We start from the raw sequence: 16,395 nt of genomic DNA, 5'->3' as shown, positions 1-16,395 counted from the left end.
ATGAGTCTGCCTGCCGATCCTGACCCGAACCAGCCCGGCGCCCCGGGCGCCCCCGGTGGCCCCAGCAGCGGCGGAGCCGCGGTCCTCGACCGCCAGGAGCAGCTGCAGGATGTGGAGCCGGGAGACCACGAGCGCTTCTCGCACTACGTCCGCAAGGAGAAGATCATGGAGTCCGCCGTCACCGGCGAACCCGTGGTGGCCCTGTGCGGCAAGGTCTGGACCCCGGGCCGGGACCCGGAGCGGTTCCCGATCTGCCCGGAGTGCAAGGAGATCTACGACGGCCTGAAGTCTCCGAAGGACGGAGGAGCCGGCGGGTCCGGCAACGGTGATTCCGGCAAGGGCGGCGGGCGCGGCTGGTTCGGCGGTCGCGGGAGATAGCCGCTCCCGGACCAACCGGACGCACCGTCCCACCCGGCCGGCCGCCGTCGTGCCGGTGGTATCCCCTGTCCCTTTCCCAGCCCGACCATGCCTGCGAGGAGGCCGTCAAGCTCCGTGTCTGAAGCCCTGTTCCACATCGGTGACGATCTGCCCCCGGCCCTGCCGGAACGGGCGGCCTGGGGTACCGCACCCAAACTGCGCCAATGGCAGCAGGAGGCCCTCGAGCTGTACCTGCAGAAGCAGCCGCTGGACTTCATGGCGGTCGCCACCCCCGGGGCCGGCAAGACCACCTTCGCACTGCGCGTGGCCAAGACGCTGCTGGAGGCGGGCACGGTCAGCCGCATCACGGTGGTGGCCCCGACGGAGCACCTCAAGCGGCAGTGGGCGGACTCCGCGGCCCGGGTCGGGGTGGCGATCGACCCGAACTTCAAGAACGCGGACGGCCGGCACGGCGACGAGTACATCGGCGTGGCCCTGACCTATGCCCAGGTGGCCATGAAGCCGATCCTGCACCGCAACCGCACCGAGAACGCCCGCACCCTCGTGATCCTGGACGAGATCCACCACGGCGGCGACGCGCTGAGCTGGGGCGACGGGATCCGGGAGGCCTTCGAACCGGCCGCCCGGCGGCTGTCCCTGACCGGCACCCCGTTCCGTTCCGACACGGCCGCCATCCCCTTCGTCGAGTACGTCGAGTACGAGGACGGGATCCGCCGCTCGAAGGCCGACTACACCTACGGCTACGGCCCGGCCCTGCGCGACCACGTGGTCCGGCCGGTGATCTTCATGGCCTACTCGGGCCAGATGCGCTGGAAGACCTCCACGGGGGACGTCATGGAGGCCCAGCTCGGTGAGGCCGCCACCAAGGACATCACCGCGCAGGCCTGGCGCACGGCGCTGAACCCGGAGGGCGAATGGATCCCCTCGGTGCTGGCGGCCGCGGACCGCCGGCTCACTGAGGTGCGGCGCAACGTGCCCGACGCCGGCGGGCTGGTCATCGCGACCGACCACGAGGGCGCGCGGGCCTACGCCGCGCAGTTGGAGCGGATCAGCGGCGAGGAGGTCACCGTGGTGCTCTCCGATGACAAGGGCGCCTCGGACCGGATCGAGGAGTTCGCCGCGGGGACCCAACGCTGGATGGTCGCGGTGCGCATGGTCTCCGAGGGCGTCGACGTGCCGCGGCTGTGCGTGGGCGTCTACGCGACCTCCACGTCCACCCCGCTGTTCTTCGCCCAGGCCGTGGGGCGCTTCGTGCGCTCCCGCAGGCGCGGGGAGACCGCCAGCGTCTTCCTGCCCTCCGTGCCGCAGCTGATGCTGCTGGCCAACGAGATGGAGGCCGAGCGCGACCACGCCCTGGACCGGCCGGAATCCGCGCAGGGAGAGGACCTGGAGGACCTCTCGCTGTCCCCCGAGGAGGAGGAGCTGGCGGCGGCGAACCGCCAGGAGCGCGCCTCGGACTCCCTGACGAAGTCCGAGTTCAAGGCCCTGGAGTCCCAGGCGTCCTTCGACAAGGTGCTCTTCGACGGGGCCGAGTTCGGCACCGGCGGCGCGATCGGCTCCGAGGACGAACTGGACTTCCTCGGCATCCCGGGCCTGCTGGACGCGGAGCAGGTCGGCGAGCTGCTGCGCCAGCGCCAGGCCGAGCAGCTGAAGCGCCGGCCGAAGACCGTGCGCAACGAGCACCCGGACCACGCCGCCGAGCGCGGGGCCGGCGTGGTGGACCACCGCCGGCTCAAGCAGATGCGCTCCGAGCTGTCCAAGAACGTCTCGGCGTGGTCGGCCCGTTCCGGGACGCCGCACGGGATGATCCACAACCGCCTGCGGGAGATCAGCGGTGGGCCGGCCGTGGCCCAGGCGACGGCGGAGCAGCTCCAGACCCGGCTGAAGACCCTGCAGGGCTGGTTCGTCGGGCGGAAGTAGCCGCTCGGCAGGTCGTTGGCCGGCCTGTTCGGCGGGCCTGTTCGGCTCGGCGGGCTTATTCGGCGGAGCCGCCCCACACCGCCAGGATGGCGCCGTTCTCTTCCATCAGCTCCAGGGCCTCCTCCGCGCGCTCGGCGTCGACCCCGGCCACCAGGTCGGTGAACACGCGGGTGTCGTAGCCGGAGTCGATGGCGTCCAGCACGGTGGCCCGGACGCAGTGGTCCGTGGCGATGCCGACCACGGTCACGGAGTTGATGCCCTCGGCGCGCAGCCAGTCGTCCAGCCCGGGGGCGTCCTCCTCCACGGCGGTGGACGCCGCGGCGGTGGCGCCGAACGGACCGGCCGGGCCCTCGGGGGCGCCGGAGCGGACCATGTCGGGTGCCCCGAGCTGGCCGTCGAACCCGGAGTAGGCCGCATCGAAGCGGCCCTTCAGGAACTGTGCGTCCAGGAACTCGGTGTCCAGTTCGGGATGCAGCTCGGCGCCCTCGGTACCGGCGACACAGTGCACGGGCCAGGACTCGGAGTAGTCCGGCGTGGCGCCCTCCGGGGCGAAATGCGGACCGGGATCCACATGCCAGTCGCGGGTGGCGACCACCGCGGCGTAGTCCTGGGCGTGCTCGTCGAGGTACGCCGTGATGCGGCCGGCCACCTGGGCGCCGCCCTCGACGCCCAGACTGCCGCCTTCGCAGAAGTCGTTCTGTACATCCACGATGACCAATGCACGCATGGTGTTGATCTTTCCTGTCTCAAAAGGGGTCCTGGTACTTCGCTGCCGGGCACCTGGCCCGGCCGCAACTCATGCCTCGGTGAAGACGGTGGGGATCACTGCTTCGCCGGGCTGCAGTCTACGCACTGAGCCCGGCAATTCCGCATGTGAGGCCCGGTGCCGGTCCGCGGCCCGCACGACCGCCTGGGGGCCGGTCCAGCCGGGCAGCAGCTCCCCGTCCCGCATGAAGGTGTGCTGGAGGGGGCGGTCGTCGGCGTCGGCATCGGCCGGACGGTTGACACCGATCAGCTCCGCCGTGGCCCGGCCTGCGTCGTTGAGCCGGCGGGAGGCGGACTTACGGCCACCGACCGAGGCCTTGCCGGAGGAGGACTTCGCCACGTCGATCCACTGGCCGTGGCCGTCCTGCCGGCTGACGAGCTTGTAGACCATGGAGGCCGTGGGGGCACCCGAGCCGGTGACCAACCGGGTGCCGACGCCGTAGGAGTCCACCGGCGCGGACTGCAGGTGGGCGATCGCGTACTCGTCGAGGTCGGAGGTGACCATGATCCCGGTCCGGTGGTTGCCCAGCTCGTCCAGCAGGGAACGCACCCAGTGCGCCTGCTCCACGAGGTCGCCGGAGTCCAGGCGCACATTGCGCAGCGCGGTCCCGGCCACCTCGACGGCCGTGCGGACCCCGGTCTCCACCTCGAAGGTGTCCACCAGCAGGGTGGTGTCCCGGCCCAGGGACGCGACCTGTGCCTCGAAGGCCTCCCGCTCCGAATCGTGCAGCAGGGTGAAGGAGTGGGCGGCGGTGCCGACGGTCGGCACCCCGTAGCGCAGGCCGGCTGCGAGGTTCGAGGTGGCGCTGAACCCGGCGATCACGGCCGCGCGGCCCGCGGCGACGGCCGATTCCTCGTTGATCCGCCGGGAGCCCATCTCGATGCAGGGGCGGCCGTCGGCGGCCGAGGTCATGCGCGAGGCGGCGGAGGCGACGGCGGAGTCGTAGTTCAGCACGGAGAGCAGATACGTCTCGAGGATGCACGCCTCGGCGAAGGTGGACTCGACCTGCAGCACGGGGGAGTAGGGGAAGAAGGTCTCGCCCTCGGCATAGCCGTAGATGTTGCCGGAGAACCGGAAATCGGCGAGCCACTGCAGGGTGGCCTCGCCCACCACGTGCTGATCGGCGAGGAAGTCGATCTCCTCCGTGCGGAAGCGGAACGCGGACAGGCCCTCGAGCAGCCGGCCGGTGCCGGCCACCACTCCGTAGCGGCGTCCCTCGGCCAGCCGGCGGGTGAAGACCTCGAAGACGCTGCGCCGGTGGGCCGCGCCGGACTGCAGCGAGGCCTCCAGCATGGTCAGCTCATAATGGTCCGTGAACAGGGACGTGGGCAGCAGCCACCCGGGCGTGCCGGTGGAGATCTGGTCGGTCACGAGGCTCACCCTACAACTTGCGGCCGGACCGAGGCGCACCGGTCAGCCCGGGGGTGATGCCGCCGTAGACTGGTCGCCATGTTCTCGACCATCGAATCCCGTCATGTCCCGGGGCAGGCGCCCGGCGCCCCCGGCGGGGGGACCGGTCCCGGCACCGATGTCCTGGAGCGGGAGGAGACCGCCTCCGGAACCGACGCCCGGAAGGCCGCGGACCGCCCCTGGCAGGTCATCGTGTGGAACGACCCCGTCAACCTCATGAGCTACGTCTCCTACGTCTTCCGGTCCTACTTCGGCTTCTCCCGCACCAAGGCCGATGCGCTGATGCTCCAGGTCCACCAGGACGGCAAGGCGATCGTGGCCTCCGGCGGCCGTGAGGAGTCCGAACGCCACGTCCAGGCCATGCACGGCTACGGACTGTGGGCCACCCTGCAGCACAGCCCGGGTGAGGGCGCCTGATGGCCCGCGCGTTCAAGAGCACGCCCAAGGGGTTCGTGGCCGATCTGGAGAAGGCCGAGCGGCGCCTGCTGCGGACCCTGTTCGCGGATGTCATCCAACTGCTGGACGCCGAGGAGCCGCGCCCGCCCTCGGCCGCCCCGTCCACCTCGGCCCCCGCCACATCCGCCCCGTCCACCTCGGCCCCCGCCACATCCGCCCCTTCCGCCTCGGCCCCCGACGCCCCCGCCGCGGGTACATCTGCGGAGGCGGCCGGCGACCCCTTCTGGGACATCGTCGCCGGGCTGGGAGGCGAGGGGGCCGGCGTCGTGCCCTCTGACCCGCACACCGCCGCCCTGCACCGCGAGGCGCCGCGGGACGAGGCGCTGGCGCGCCTGCTGCCACCCGGCGTACACGGCGAGACCGCGGCCGAGCAGGCCGCCGCCGGCGAGTTCCGGGCCCTGACGGAGGACAGCGTGCGACGGTCCAAGACGGCCGACCTGCAACGGGCGGTGGCCGCACTGCAGGTGAACCCGCTGGTGTTGGACGAGGCGAACGCGGTGTCCTTCAGCCGCGCCCTGAACGACGTGCGCCTGGTGCTCTCCGCACGGCTGGGCATCGACTCCGAGGAGGACGCCGAACGGGTGCATGCGGTCGACGACTGGGCCTCAGCCACGGACGTCGAGTCCTACATGGCCCTGCTGTACAACTTCACCACCTGGCTGCTGGAGACCCTCATGCTGGCGTTGTCCACGCAGCTGCCGGACCAACCATGAGCCCCACCACCCTGCCGATGGCTCCCCAGCCGCGCGCACCCATCGGCGTCTTCGACTCCGGCGTCGGCGGGTTGACGGTGGCCCGCGCCATCATCGACCAGCTGCCCGGAGAACAGATCGCCTACGTGGGTGACACCGCCAACGGCCCGTACGGGCCGCGGAGCATCGCCCAGGTGCGCGCGTTCGCCCTGGGCATCATGGACGAACTGGTCGACGCCGGCGTGAAGGTCCTCGTGATCGCGTGCAACTCCGCCTCGGCCGCCGTGCTGCGGGACGCCCGGGAGCGATACACCGCGCGGTACGGGATCCCGGTGGTAGAGGTCATCCAGCCGGCGGTGCGCCGGGCGGTCGCGGCCACGCGCAACGGGAGGATCGGAGTCATCGGGACCGCGGCGACCGTGGGCTCACGGGCCTACGAGGACACCTTCGCCGCCGCCCCGCACCTCGAGATCACTTCCGTGGCCTGCCCGCGGTTCGTCGAGTTCGTGGAGGCCGGCGTCACCACGGGGCCGGAGCTGCTGGCCACCGCCGAGCAGTACCTGGCCCCGCTGAAGGCCGCCGGGGTGGACACCCTGGTGCTGGGGTGCACGCACTATCCGCTGCTGACGGGGGTGATCTCCCTGGTCATGGGGGAGGAGGTGACACTGGTGTCCTCGGCCGAGGAGACCGCCAAGGACGTGTACCGGGCCCTGGTGCGCCACGGCCTCGAAGGCCCCGGGAGCCCCGGTGACGCCGGGGGGCCCGGGAACCCCGGGGTCAGCCGGGTGCCGCCCCACACCTTCATGGCCACCGGCGATCCCCGGCAGTTCGAGACCCTGGCCCGGCGCTTCCTCGGCCCCGAGGTGGGCGGCGTCCAGCACGTGGGCCACATCGCCGAGCGCTACCCGACCGGCGTGCTGGCCCGGATCACCCCGGAGATGGTCGAGGCCGCGCGGGGCGGGGCCACCGGGGAAGTCGTGCCCGGTCCGGCCAGTACAGTGGAGCCAACGCCGGATTCCCCCATCCCTCGGGGGCTCATCACGGATCCCGACGGACGAAAGGCCTGACGCAGCGTGAAGCTCACGATCATCGGTGCCTCCGGGTCGTTCCCCGGTCCGGGATCCCCGGCCTCCTGCTACCTCATCACGGCGGAGGGGCCCACCCCGGACGGGACCGGCACCAAGACGTGGCGGGTCATCATGGACCTGGGCAACGGCGCCCTCGGGACGCTGCAGCGGTACATGGCCCTGGATGACATCGACGCCATCCTGCTCTCCCACCTGCACCCCGACCACTGCATGGACCTGTGTGGGCTGCACGTGGCCATCCGCTGGAACCCCTACGGCTGGAAGGGCATCCACGTCCCCGTGCACGGCCCCGCGGACACCGCGGACCGGATGGCCACCGCCTACGGCCTGGACCCCGAGCCCGGGATGCACCCCGACTTCGACTTCCAGCACTGGCGGGCCCGGGTGCCCGTGACGGTGGGGCCGTTCACCATCACCCCCTTCCCCGTGCGCCACCCGATCGACGAGGCCTATGCGCTGCGCGTGGAGACCACCCAGCCGGGTCCCGACGGGGAACCCGTGCACCGGGTCCTGACCTATTCGGGGGACACGGACACGTGCGACGGGCTGGTGGAGGCCGCCCGGGACGCCGACCTGTTCCTCTGTGAGGCCGCCTTCCAGGAGGGCCGGGACGACGGGATCGACGGCGTCCACCTCACCGGCCGGCGTGCGGGCCAGATGGCCACCGACGCCGGCGCCCGGCGCCTGCTGTTGACGCACCTGCCCGTGTGGACCGACCCCCTGGCCGCCTCGGTGGAGGCGCGGGAGACCTATGCGGGGCACCTGGCCGTTGCCGTGTCCGGGGTGACCTACCGGGTGTAGGCGGGCGCGGGCGGGGGTGGGCCGGTCGTATCCGGTCCGGCCCCCTCGGTAGGATGACGTGCATGACCCCAATGACGTCCGGAGCCTCCGGCCTGCCCGAGAACAGCCGTTCCCACACCGTCCGCGAGGACGGCCGCGCCGTGGACGAGCTGCGCCCCATCACCATCACCCGCGGCTGGTCCCGGCAGGCCGAGGGTTCCGCACTGATCGAGTTCGGCAACACCCGCGTGCTGTGCACCGCCTCGTTCACCGAGGGGGTGCCCCGGTGGCTGAAGGGCGAGGGGACCGGCTGGGTGACCGCCGAATACGCCATGCTGCCCCGCGCCACGAACACCCGCTCGGCCCGTGAATCGGTCAAGGGCAAGATCGGCGGCAGGACCCACGAGATCTCCCGCCTCATCGGCCGCTCCCTGCGCGCCGTGATCGACCTCAAGGCGCTGGGGGAGAACACCATCGTGCTGGACTGTGACGTGCTGGAGGCCGACGGCGGCACCCGCACCGCCTCGATCACCGGCGCCTATGTGGCCCTCGCCGAGGCGATCGCCTGGGCGAAGGGTCAGGGCATCATGAAGGCCTCCTCCCAGCCCCTCAAGGACTCGGTGGCCGCCGTGTCCGTGGGGATCATCGACGGCACCCCCATGCTGGACCTGCCCTACGTGGAGGACGTCCGCGCGGAGACGGACATGAACGTGGTGGTCACCGGGTCCGGGGACTTCGTGGAGGTCCAGGGCACCGCGGAGGAGGCCCCCTTCAACCGGTCCGAGCTCGACTCCCTGTTGGACCTGGCCGTCCAGGGGACCGCCGAGCTGGCCCGCATCCAGACCGAGACCCTGGCGGGCGAGCGATGAGTGGCACCGAAGCCTCGGGCGGCGGACCCCGGCTGGTGCTCGCCACCCGCAACCAGGGCAAGCTCCGTGAGCTCCGTGAGCTGCTGCGCGGTGAGGTCCCGGGCCTGGACGTCGACACCCAGGTGGTGGACGCCGCGGCCGTCGGCGCCCCGGACGTGGTGGAGGACGGTGTGACCTTCGCGGAGAACGCCTTGAAGAAGGCCCACGCCGTGGCCCGCCACACGGGCCTGGTGGCGGTGGCCGATGACTCCGGGCTGTCCGTGGAGATCCTCGGGGGCGCCCCCGGCATCTTCTCGGCCCGGTGGGCCGGCCGGCACGGCGATGACGCCGCCAACCTGCAGCTGTTGCTGGACCAGGTGGCCGACGTCGGACCAGAACACCGCAACGCTGCGTTCATCTGCGCCGCGGCCGTGGTGACTCCGGCCGGTGCGGAGCACGTTGAACTCGGGTTCCTGACCGGGACGCTGTTGACGGAACCCCGGGGGAGCGGTGGTTTCGGCTACGACCCGATCCTGCAGCCCCACGGGATGGACGTGTCCGTGGCGGAGCTCGATCCCTCGTCGAAGAACTCCCTGAGCCACCGCGGCGCGGCCTTCCGCCAGATCCTGCCGGAACTGGTGCGCTTCCTGGACGGATCCGACGGATCCGGCGGCCCGGGTGTGGCGGGCGGGGCTGGTGTGCCGGGCGGGCCTCTCGGTCCCGGGGGACGCTGATGGCGCTGGACTTCACGGCGCTGGACTTCGAGACGGCCAACGGCTTCCGCGGGTCCCCGTGCTCGGTGGGACTCGTGCGGGTGCGCAACGGGCGGCCCGTGGAGCGCGTGCACTGGCTGATGCGGCCACCCGCCGGATTCGACCGGTTCGACCCCCGGAACGTGGGGATCCACGGGATCACGGCCGAGCAGGTCGCCGGGGCACCCCGGTTCGCCGAGGTCTTCGGGGACCTGGCCGACTTCATCGGCACGGATCCACTCGTGGCCCACAACGCCGGCTTCGACGTCGGCGTGATCGAGTCCGCCCTCGAGGTCTCCGGCCGGGACATCCCCCGCCTGGACTATGCCTGCTCGCTCGTGATGTCCCGGCGCGCCTATGACCTGACCTCGTACGCCCTGCCGATGGCCGCGGCCGAGGCCGGCCACCCCCTGCTGAACCACCACGATGCCCTGGCCGATGCCGAGGCCTGCGCCTGGATCATGATCGACGCGGCCGAACGGCGGGCGGCGAACGCCGCGGGCACCCCGAACGCGCGTTCCGTGACATCGATCGGGCCGGGGCGCAGCATGGCAGAGACGAACGTGGCTGAGACGAGCGTGGCAGGGACGAGCGTGCTGGAGACCAGCCTGGCCGGGGTCCTGTCCCTCGACGGAATCCGCCTCCGCCGGCTGGAGTCCCGCCGTGCGGGCGCCGGGCCTGAGTCCCGGGCCACCCGGCAGGCCCGCGGTCTCGGGCCGGTGTTCGACGCCACGGTCGAGCTGCCCCACGCAGCCCGCCTGCCGGACCTGATGCACTGGCCGGACGAGGGAACCAACCCGGAGCCCGCGGCCGATGCCGACCCGGCGCACCCCCTCTACGGGCAGACCGTGGTGTTCACCGGGAACCTGGGGATGCCCCGGCAGGAGGCCAAGAACCGCGCCGCCGCCTGGGGCGCCCGGCCGGCCAGCCGGGTCAATGCCCAGACCAGCATGCTGGTGGTGGGTGACGGCTTCCGTGCCGAGGACCTGAACTCCGCCGTGCGGGCCGGGGCCACGGGTCACCGCAAGACCCGTGACGCGCTGGCGCGCCGCCGGCAGGGTCAGCACGTGGAGCTGGTCTCTGAGCCGGAGTTCCTGCAGATGCTGGATGTGAACTGGCCGGCCGCCTCCGGATGACCGCGGACGACGGCGGCCGCGTCTGCCGAGGCGTCTGCTGAGGCGTCTGGCCAGCGCCGAAGCGTCACGCCCGCCAATAGTGGTTCCGCAGCGGCTTCCTGAAGGGGTCGATGAAGGGCGCCGGGACGAACCACGGGATCCCGTCTTCCAGGGTGATGTCCCAGGAGCCGCCGTGCACGGCCACGTGGTGCCGATTGCACAGCAGCACACCGTTGTCCACGCTGGTCGGTCCGCCCCGGGTCCACCACTGGACGTGATGGACCTCGGTCCAGGGAGCAGGCATAGTGCACCCCGGAGCGGTGCAACCACCGTCCCTCGCGGTGACCGCCTTTCGGAGCCGGGCCGGGAACAGCCGTTGGGAACGCCCCACGTCCAGCACCTGCCCGGCACCACCGAGGACCACGGGGAGCAGATCGGCGTCGCAGGCCAAGGCGCGGATGGTCGTCGGGCTGATCGGCCCGGTGAAGACGGCCTCGGATCGGAAGTCCCCGGGGTCGAAGGGAAGCATCTCCGCTGTTCCGGGCGGATGGGGCTGATGGGGCGGATCGGGCGCGACTGGCGGGGCCGAAGACGTCGTCTCGCCGGCCGCACCGCGCGCCCACTGGTCCGCCAGGGTCTGGTAGTCGATCGCGACCATCACGAGGGGACGGCCACCGCCGGAATCGGGAAGTCCGTTGCCGTCGGTCAGCGAGAGTGCGCCCATCAGTGCGGAGGTGAGCCCGTCGAGCTGTCGTTGGTGGCGGGTGCGGGGATCCGTGGCCAACTCGGCGGCACGGTCCCAGGAGCGGTCCGGGTCGCAGCCACCCTCGGCTGCCGCGGACTCAGCAGGCGTAGCCGGCACCCCGGGGCCGTCGGAGTGGACTGGTCCAGGCGTCTCACCATCGTTCGATTCCGTCGAGCCAGTCGGGTCCGCCGGGTCAGCCGGGCCCGTCGAGCCAGTCGGGTCCTCCGGATCGAACGAGCCCTTCGCCCGGGGATTGGTGGCGGCCCCGGCGATGGTGCTGAGGACCTCGTGCTGCAGATCATCGGCCAGGATCTTCCACTGGTGGAACCGGCGCCGCTTCCCCTGATAGGAGAGCCCCTGCTGGAGGTTCGGCAGGGCCTCCGAGGGTTCGATCCCGTCGGGGTTCAGGGCATGTTGGGCCCACTGCCGCCACCGCGCACAGGCGTGACGCATCGACTCGGCGTCCAAGACACCCGCCTGAGACGTCAACAGCTCCTCACCCTGCCGCAGCCACTCCTCGCCCAACTGCGCATCGACGCCGCCTGCCTCGGCGTCCTCCCTGGTGTCCTGCAGGGCCCGGGTGATGAGGTCCAGGGCTGTCGGATCGATGGTGCCGTGGAGGAAGGCCTCGGCCAGGACGGGGTAGGTGGCGCTGCGTCGGTGGCCGGACAACTCCGGGGCCGGCGGTTGGGTCTGCCGGGCCCGCTGGATCCGCCGGCGCGCCTCGGGCCGCCCGATACGCAGGGTTCGCACCATCCAGTCCGGGGCGTCCCGGAAGGGCCGGGCGCCCCCGGGGATGCCGAGCAGGGGTTCGCGCAGGCCGCCGTCCTCCATGGCCCGCGCGGCGTGCCCGGCCAGCGAGGTGTGGATCGCCGTCATGACCCGCCCCAGGTCCTCGATGTCCCGGTGGATGACCGGTAGGGATCCCTGCGCGAACAGCGGGGGCGGTGCCACGAAGTCGGGCCCGTGGGCCGTCTCGCCCGGTGCGATGGGGGCCAGGGTGTCCTGACCTTCCCACCCGAGCCGCGGTGGGGGAGGGGCGACCCGTTCGAAGGACGCCAGTGTGGTGGGGCCCGACAGGCGACGGGCGAGGACGTCCATGGCCTGCCGGGCGAGGGCGACGACCTCGTGGACCGGCAGCTCGTCGAGGCTGGGAGCGCCCTCCGGGCGGCCGTGCTCGTCCGCTGGGTCGGTTGCCATGCTCGGGTCCTCCGTCCCGTCCCTCGACCAGCCTTCTCTCGTACTGGTATTCGAACACGGGTGGCGGACACGATAAGAACCTGCCCCGAGGGATGTGGACGGAACCGGGGCCTCAGTCGGCGGTGGAGGAGGCGACCGGTCCGGCCGCCAGGCCCTTCTCGGCCGCGGTCCGCCGAAAGGCGTCGATCACCAGGCGGATCGACTGGCGCGGCGTGGGCGACGTGCGGTAGGCGATCGACACCGTACGCATCACGGGTTCCTCGAGGGCGATGATGTCCACCCCCACCGGAAGCACCTCCAGCGCCAGGTCGGACACCAGGCTCACGCCGAGTCCGCCGGCCGCCATGGCCAGGGCCGTGGGCTGTTCGGCCACGGTGTGGACGATCCTCGGATCGAATCCCTGCTGGTGACAGGCGGTCCGGACGGCGCGGCCGAAGTGGTCGCTGGCCGGGGCCAGGATCCAGGGATACTCCGCCAACTGCGCCAGCCGCACGGTCTCGGTGGGGACCATCCCCGCCGGCACGGCCGCGTGCAGACGTTCCACCGCCACCAATGTCTGGGACAGAGCCGGTTCGATGTGCGTCGGGGTGACGGAGTAGTCGATCACGAAGGACAGGTCCAGCGTGCCGTCCTTGACCGCACTGGCCGAGTCCTCGGGGTCCAACTCCACCGTGCGGACCACGATCCCGGGGTGGCCGACCGCGAGCGCCGTCAGGGCCGGCGGCACCAGGCTGGAGGCCACCGAGGCCCAGACCCCCGCCGTCAACCGGGCGGTCACCCCGTTCTGCGCGTGTTCGAGCGCCAGGGTGGCCCGGTCCACCGAACCGAGGATCTCCTCGGCGTGTTCGGCCAGGACCAGCCCGAGTTCGGTGAGCAGCAGTCGCCGCCCGTGGCGTTCCACGAGCCGGACGCCGACGTCCCGCTCCAATTGGGCCAGCTGCTGCGAGACGCCTGAGGGACTGTAGTGCAGGGCGACCGCGACGGCCGTCACGGTGCCGCGCAGGTGCAGCTCCCGCAGCATCCTCAGCCGGCGCAACGACAACTCCATGCGCGCCAGCATAGGGGCGTGCACCCCTGACAGGGGAGATCTTGCAGCTTCCCTGCACAGCACCGTGCAGGAACAGTCGATGGACGCCGGAGTCCACGGCGTCCACGCTGGGAGGACACCGGACGCAGCGATGCGCACCGATCTCAAGGACGAACCGCGCAGGCGGACGAACCGCACAGACATTGGAGGTGGCGGGCATGACACTGACCCACAATCCCGGAGACGGTCGGGGACCGTTCGGCACCGGCTTCCGTACCGGTCCTGGCACCGGCACCGTTCCCCAGACCGACCCCTACACGCGCAGCGACCCCTTCAACCGCCCGCCGGAGCACGAGGTGGCCTGGACGGACCCGGTCACCGGAACCCGGGGGTGGCTGGTGGTGCACACCCTCGTCGGCGGGCTGGCCACCGGGGGCACCCGCATGCGGGCCGGGTGCACGCGGGACGAGGTCGCGGACCTGGCCCGGTGCATGGCCACGAAGACCGCCGCGTTCGGGCTCCCCGTGGGCGGCGCCAAAGCGGGACTGAGCCTGGACCCCAGGTCCCCGGGGGCCCTCGGCGTGCTGGAGCGGTTCTTCGCGGACCTGCGCCCGTGGCTCGAACGGTCCTGGGTCACCGCCGAGGACCTCGGGGTGGCCCAGTCGGACCTGGACGCGGTCTTCGCCCGACTGGGCCTGGACCAGTCGTTCCACGCGGCGATGCTGCGCTCTCCGAACCCGGCCACCACCCTGGACCGCGTCCGTGCCGGACTGGCGGTGCAGGACGGGGACGGGCTGCCGCTGGGGGACGTGATCGGCGGCTACGGCGTGGCCCAGGCCTGTCTGGCCGTGGCGGCGTCCCTGGGGCTGGACCCGGCCGAGACCACGGTGGCCATCCAGGGGATCGGCACCATGGGCGGCGGCGCCGCGTGGTACCTGCATGAGGCCGGCGTGCGGGTGACGGCGATCGCCGACGCCGCGGGCACCCTGTTCCGGCCCCGCGGGCTGGACATCCCGGCGCTGCTGGCCGCACGCGACCACTTCGGTGAGATCGACCGGGCCACGGTCCCGGCCGACGTCGAGATCCTGCCCCGGGACGCGGTGCTCGCGGCCCCCGTGGACATCCTGGTCCCCGCCGCCGTCTCCTACTCGCTGCGCGAGGAATCGGTGGCGGACGTCGCGGCCCGCGTGGTGGTCGAGGCCGCGAATTCACCCACGACGCCGGCCGCGGAGGAACGCCTGGCAGTGCGCGGCATCCCGGTGGTCCCGGATTTCGTGGCCAACGCCGGGGCCGCCGCCTGGGCCTGGTGGCTGCTGCAGGGACAGGTGGGGACGGACCCACAGGACTCCTTCGGCCGCCTCCGCACGGAGATGCAGGGCAAGGTGGCGTTCATGATGGACGCCTGGCAGGCCGACCGCATCATCCCGCGGCGCAGCGCCTGGGGTTTCGCCGCCGCCAACCTGACGGCGCTCGCGGATCGCGAGATCACGATCCCCTAACCGGACCCGGTGTCGGTGCTGGTGCTGGTGCCGGTACCGGTGAAGAGCGTCCCCCATCCGGGGCTGGTGACCCCGGCAGACCCGGCCAGTTGCAGCCCGTACCAGAGGGTCACCTGGTTGGCGGTGAGGACGGGCTTGCCCAGCCGGGTCTCCACGTCACCCACCACGCCCAGCGTGTGCATGGCCGTGTCCGGGATGAGCAGGGCGCCGGCGGCCTCATCGTCGTTCCGGAGGGCCAGGTCCGTCACCTGCTCGGCCGTGAGCCGGCCGACGCCGGCGGCGGTCTCGATCCCGGCGCTGCCCAGGGCCTGGACCCGGATGCCTGAGGCCTGCAGGTAGTCGGAGAATAGCCGCGACACGTCCGCCGGGTAGCTGGCGGCCACGGCCACCCGGTCGATGCCGAGTGCAGTCAGGGCGGCGACGAATGCCTGCGAGGTACTGGCTGCGGGCACCCCGGCCACCTCCGCCAGCTGTTCGGCCTGCCGCCGGACCCCCTCGTGGCCGAAGACGAAACTGCCGGAGGTGCAGGCCCACATCACGGCGTCCAGCCCGCCGGGGCCCTCCCGTGCCATCAGGCGCCGGACGCCGTCGGCGAGCCGCTCCGGGCTCCCCAGGTCCATCAGCTCGGCCACGGCGTGCAGGTCCGTCCCGTAGACGTGCTCGACCGGCAGGCGCACCCCGAGCCGCTGCGCCGCCGCGGGATACTCGTCCTCCGCGGCATGGTCCGGGTAGATGATCCCGACGGCGGGGGGCCGGGGTCCCGGCCCGGCGACCGGGTGGCTGGGCGGCGCGGTGTTCATGGCGGTCCTTCCCGGAAGACTCCGGCCAGTCGGCGCCCGGGACCGACCATGGGCAACCCCATGCGGCCCAGACAGGCCCAGATGGTGAGTTGGTTGGCGGTCAGCACGGGCTTGCCGAGCCGGCGTTCCAGCGGCTCGATGATGTCGTAGGTGGGCAGGTTGGTGCAGGACACGAACACCGCCTGGGCCTCGGGGCTGTCCGCGGCCAGGATGAGCTCGGCCACGGTGCGGTAGTTGACCCGCCAGATGCCTCCGCCCAGTCCGAGGTAGTGGCGCCGGGGGACCGTGACCCCCAGCTCCCCGAGGAAACTCACCAGCCGGTCCGTCAGGTCGGCGTCGTAGGGGGTGATCACCGAGACCCGCCGCAGGTCCAGTGCCCCGACGGCCTCTGCGAGGGCCCCGGAGGTGGTGACCGCCTCCGGCGCCCCGGCCTGCAGGATGGACTGCCGGAGCCGGGCCTCGTGGGCCAGCCCGTGGATGAAGCTGCCCGAGGTGCACAGGTAGGCCACCACCTCCGGATCGACGCCCAGCACGTCCCGCGTGGCCGCCTGGACATGCCGATGCTCGGAGACCAGCTCGGCCATCTCGAGGCTGACCGGCACCGCTTCGAAGGGGGTCCGCGCCAGGTGCAGGCTGACGTCCAGGGGAGTCCACCGCCACAGCTCCCGTTCCAAGGCGAGGTCGAAGGGCGCGATGATGCCGATGCCGCGCTGGACCACGGGCCCGTCGAAGGCCTGATCGCTCAGGTCCTGCTCGTTCGCCTCCTCCGGGCCCGCGCCGTCCGGACCCGCGCCGTTCAGCACCACATAGTTCGGGTCCATATGGTTCAAGTCCACATCGGTCGGATCCACCGGAAGCACCCCGCCTTCATGCCTGGGGCCGGTCCACCGGTTGCTCGGCGCGGGGGTGCGCGGGGCCA

16 protein-coding genes are annotated in these 16,395 nt (G+C 72.1%); 10 read left to right on the top strand and 6 right to left on the bottom strand.

From position 1 onward, the window contains the following. The gene (locus tag AB0K08_RS12910; protein ID WP_363355076.1) at positions 1-378 is read left to right on the top strand and encodes a DUF3039 domain-containing protein; all 378 of its coding nucleotides are present in this window, start codon (positions 1-3) and stop codon (positions 376-378) included. Positions 379-492: 114 nt separating this feature from the next. Further along, positions 493-2,298 carry a DEAD/DEAH box helicase gene (locus AB0K08_RS12905; RefSeq protein ID WP_363355074.1) on the top strand — a complete coding sequence of 602 codons (1,806 nt, stop codon included), beginning with the start codon at positions 493-495 and terminating at the stop codon, positions 2,296-2,298. Between the two features lie 55 nt (positions 2,299-2,353). Here AB0K08_RS12905 and AB0K08_RS12900 read toward each other — a convergent pair whose 3' ends face one another. Together AB0K08_RS12900 and AB0K08_RS12895 are read right to left on the bottom strand one after the other, a co-directional pair. After that, on the bottom strand, positions 2,354-3,025 hold the full coding sequence (locus AB0K08_RS12900; protein ID WP_363355072.1) for an isochorismatase family protein: 672 nt from the start codon (positions 3,023-3,025) through the stop codon (positions 2,354-2,356). Between the two features lie 69 nt (positions 3,026-3,094). Next, the gene (locus tag AB0K08_RS12895; RefSeq protein ID WP_363355070.1) at positions 3,095-4,435 is read right to left on the bottom strand and encodes a nicotinate phosphoribosyltransferase; all 1,341 of its coding nucleotides are present in this window, start codon (positions 4,433-4,435) and stop codon (positions 3,095-3,097) included. A 78-nt stretch (positions 4,436-4,513) separates the two neighbouring features. On the opposite strand from AB0K08_RS12895, the gene clpS reads away from it, so the two are divergent. The 7 genes from clpS (at position 4,514) to AB0K08_RS12860 (ending at position 10,226) form a co-directional block, all read left to right on the top strand. After that, on the top strand, positions 4,514-4,891 hold the full coding sequence (gene clpS / locus AB0K08_RS12890; protein WP_363355068.1) for an ATP-dependent Clp protease adapter ClpS: 378 nt from the start codon (positions 4,514-4,516) through the stop codon (positions 4,889-4,891). Further along, positions 4,891-5,643 (top strand): DUF2017 family protein, encoded by a 753-nt coding sequence (locus AB0K08_RS12885; protein WP_363355066.1) that lies wholly within the window; start codon positions 4,891-4,893, stop codon positions 5,641-5,643. Before clpS ends, AB0K08_RS12885 begins: the two co-directional genes overlap by 1 nt. Then, positions 5,640-6,689 carry a glutamate racemase gene (gene murI / locus AB0K08_RS12880; RefSeq protein ID WP_363355065.1) on the top strand — a complete coding sequence of 350 codons (1,050 nt, stop codon included), beginning with the start codon at positions 5,640-5,642 and terminating at the stop codon, positions 6,687-6,689. The genes AB0K08_RS12885 and murI overlap by 4 nt, the downstream gene beginning before the upstream one ends. 6 nt (positions 6,690-6,695) lie before the next feature. Next, positions 6,696-7,511, top strand: coding sequence for an MBL fold metallo-hydrolase (locus AB0K08_RS12875; protein ID WP_363355063.1), 816 nt, complete (start codon positions 6,696-6,698; stop codon positions 7,509-7,511). 71 nt (positions 7,512-7,582) lie between these two features. After that, a complete protein-coding gene (gene rph / locus AB0K08_RS12870) occupies positions 7,583-8,359 on the top strand; it encodes a ribonuclease PH (protein WP_363355189.1) in 777 nt (258 codons plus the stop codon). Then, a complete protein-coding gene (rdgB, locus tag AB0K08_RS12865) occupies positions 8,356-9,072 on the top strand; it encodes an RdgB/HAM1 family non-canonical purine NTP pyrophosphatase (protein ID WP_363355061.1) in 717 nt (238 codons plus the stop codon). Before rph ends, rdgB begins: the two co-directional genes overlap by 4 nt. Then, the gene (locus AB0K08_RS12860) at positions 9,072-10,226 is read left to right on the top strand and encodes an exonuclease domain-containing protein (protein ID WP_363355059.1); all 1,155 of its coding nucleotides are present in this window, start codon (positions 9,072-9,074) and stop codon (positions 10,224-10,226) included. The genes rdgB and AB0K08_RS12860 overlap by 1 nt, the downstream gene beginning before the upstream one ends. A gap of 64 nt (positions 10,227-10,290) precedes the next feature. On the opposite strand, the gene AB0K08_RS12855 is transcribed toward AB0K08_RS12860, so the two are convergent. Both AB0K08_RS12855 and AB0K08_RS12850 read right to left on the bottom strand, forming a co-directional pair. Beyond that, entirely contained in the window at positions 10,291-12,150 is a 1,860-nt protein-coding gene (locus tag AB0K08_RS12855; RefSeq protein ID WP_363355057.1) for a DUF222 domain-containing protein, read from the bottom strand. A gap of 112 nt (positions 12,151-12,262) precedes the next feature. Further along, the gene (locus AB0K08_RS12850) at positions 12,263-13,198 is read right to left on the bottom strand and encodes a LysR family transcriptional regulator (RefSeq protein WP_363355055.1); all 936 of its coding nucleotides are present in this window, start codon (positions 13,196-13,198) and stop codon (positions 12,263-12,265) included. 197 nt (positions 13,199-13,395) lie between these two features. Here AB0K08_RS12850 and AB0K08_RS12845 point away from each other — a divergent pair, with 197 nt between their 5' ends. Continuing rightward, positions 13,396-14,676 (top strand): Glu/Leu/Phe/Val dehydrogenase dimerization domain-containing protein, encoded by a 1,281-nt coding sequence (locus AB0K08_RS12845; RefSeq protein ID WP_363355053.1) that lies wholly within the window; start codon positions 13,396-13,398, stop codon positions 14,674-14,676. Here AB0K08_RS12845 and AB0K08_RS12840 read toward each other — a convergent pair. Both AB0K08_RS12840 and AB0K08_RS12835 read right to left on the bottom strand, forming a co-directional pair. Next, positions 14,673-15,476 (bottom strand): maleate cis-trans isomerase, encoded by an 804-nt coding sequence (locus AB0K08_RS12840; RefSeq protein WP_363355051.1) that lies wholly within the window; start codon positions 15,474-15,476, stop codon positions 14,673-14,675. The genes AB0K08_RS12845 and AB0K08_RS12840 overlap by 4 nt on opposite strands. Continuing rightward, entirely contained in the window at positions 15,473-16,312 is an 840-nt protein-coding gene (locus tag AB0K08_RS12835) for an Asp/Glu/hydantoin racemase (protein ID WP_363355049.1), read from the bottom strand. The genes AB0K08_RS12840 and AB0K08_RS12835 overlap by 4 nt, the downstream gene beginning before the upstream one ends. Between the last annotated feature and the right edge of the window lie 83 nt (positions 16,313-16,395).

Source organism: Citricoccus sp. NPDC055426, assembly GCF_040677445.1.
Classification (GTDB): Bacteria; Actinomycetota; Actinomycetes; order Actinomycetales; family Micrococcaceae; genus Citricoccus.
Note: the sequence above shows the minus strand (reverse complement) of the source record. Positions and strands in the feature narration are given on the sequence as shown.

Coding starts and splice junctions, on each gene's coding strand:
- clpS (WP_363355068.1), top strand. CDS start 4,514: ATGTTCTCGACCATCGAATCCCGTCATGTCCCGGGGCAGGCGCCCGGC.
- rph (WP_363355189.1), top strand. CDS start 7,583: ATGACGTCCGGAGCCTCCGGCCTGCCCGAGAACAGCCGTTCCCACACC.
- murI (WP_363355065.1), top strand. CDS start 5,640: ATGAGCCCCACCACCCTGCCGATGGCTCCCCAGCCGCGCGCACCCATC.
- AB0K08_RS12860 (WP_363355059.1), top strand. CDS start 9,072: ATGGCGCTGGACTTCACGGCGCTGGACTTCGAGACGGCCAACGGCTTC.
- AB0K08_RS12900 (WP_363355072.1), bottom strand. CDS start 3,025: ATGCGTGCATTGGTCATCGTGGATGTACAGAACGACTTCTGCGAAGGC.
- AB0K08_RS12850 (WP_363355055.1), bottom strand. CDS start 13,198: ATGGAGTTGTCGTTGCGCCGGCTGAGGATGCTGCGGGAGCTGCACCTG.
- AB0K08_RS12855 (WP_363355057.1), bottom strand. CDS start 12,150: ATGGCAACCGACCCAGCGGACGAGCACGGCCGCCCGGAGGGCGCTCCC.
- AB0K08_RS12885 (WP_363355066.1), top strand. CDS start 4,891: ATGGCCCGCGCGTTCAAGAGCACGCCCAAGGGGTTCGTGGCCGATCTG.
- rdgB (WP_363355061.1), top strand. CDS start 8,356: ATGAGTGGCACCGAAGCCTCGGGCGGCGGACCCCGGCTGGTGCTCGCC.
- AB0K08_RS12910 (WP_363355076.1), top strand. CDS start 1: ATGAGTCTGCCTGCCGATCCTGACCCGAACCAGCCCGGCGCCCCGGGC.
- AB0K08_RS12845 (WP_363355053.1), top strand. CDS start 13,396: ATGACACTGACCCACAATCCCGGAGACGGTCGGGGACCGTTCGGCACC.
- AB0K08_RS12840 (WP_363355051.1), bottom strand. CDS start 15,476: ATGAACACCGCGCCGCCCAGCCACCCGGTCGCCGGGCCGGGACCCCGG.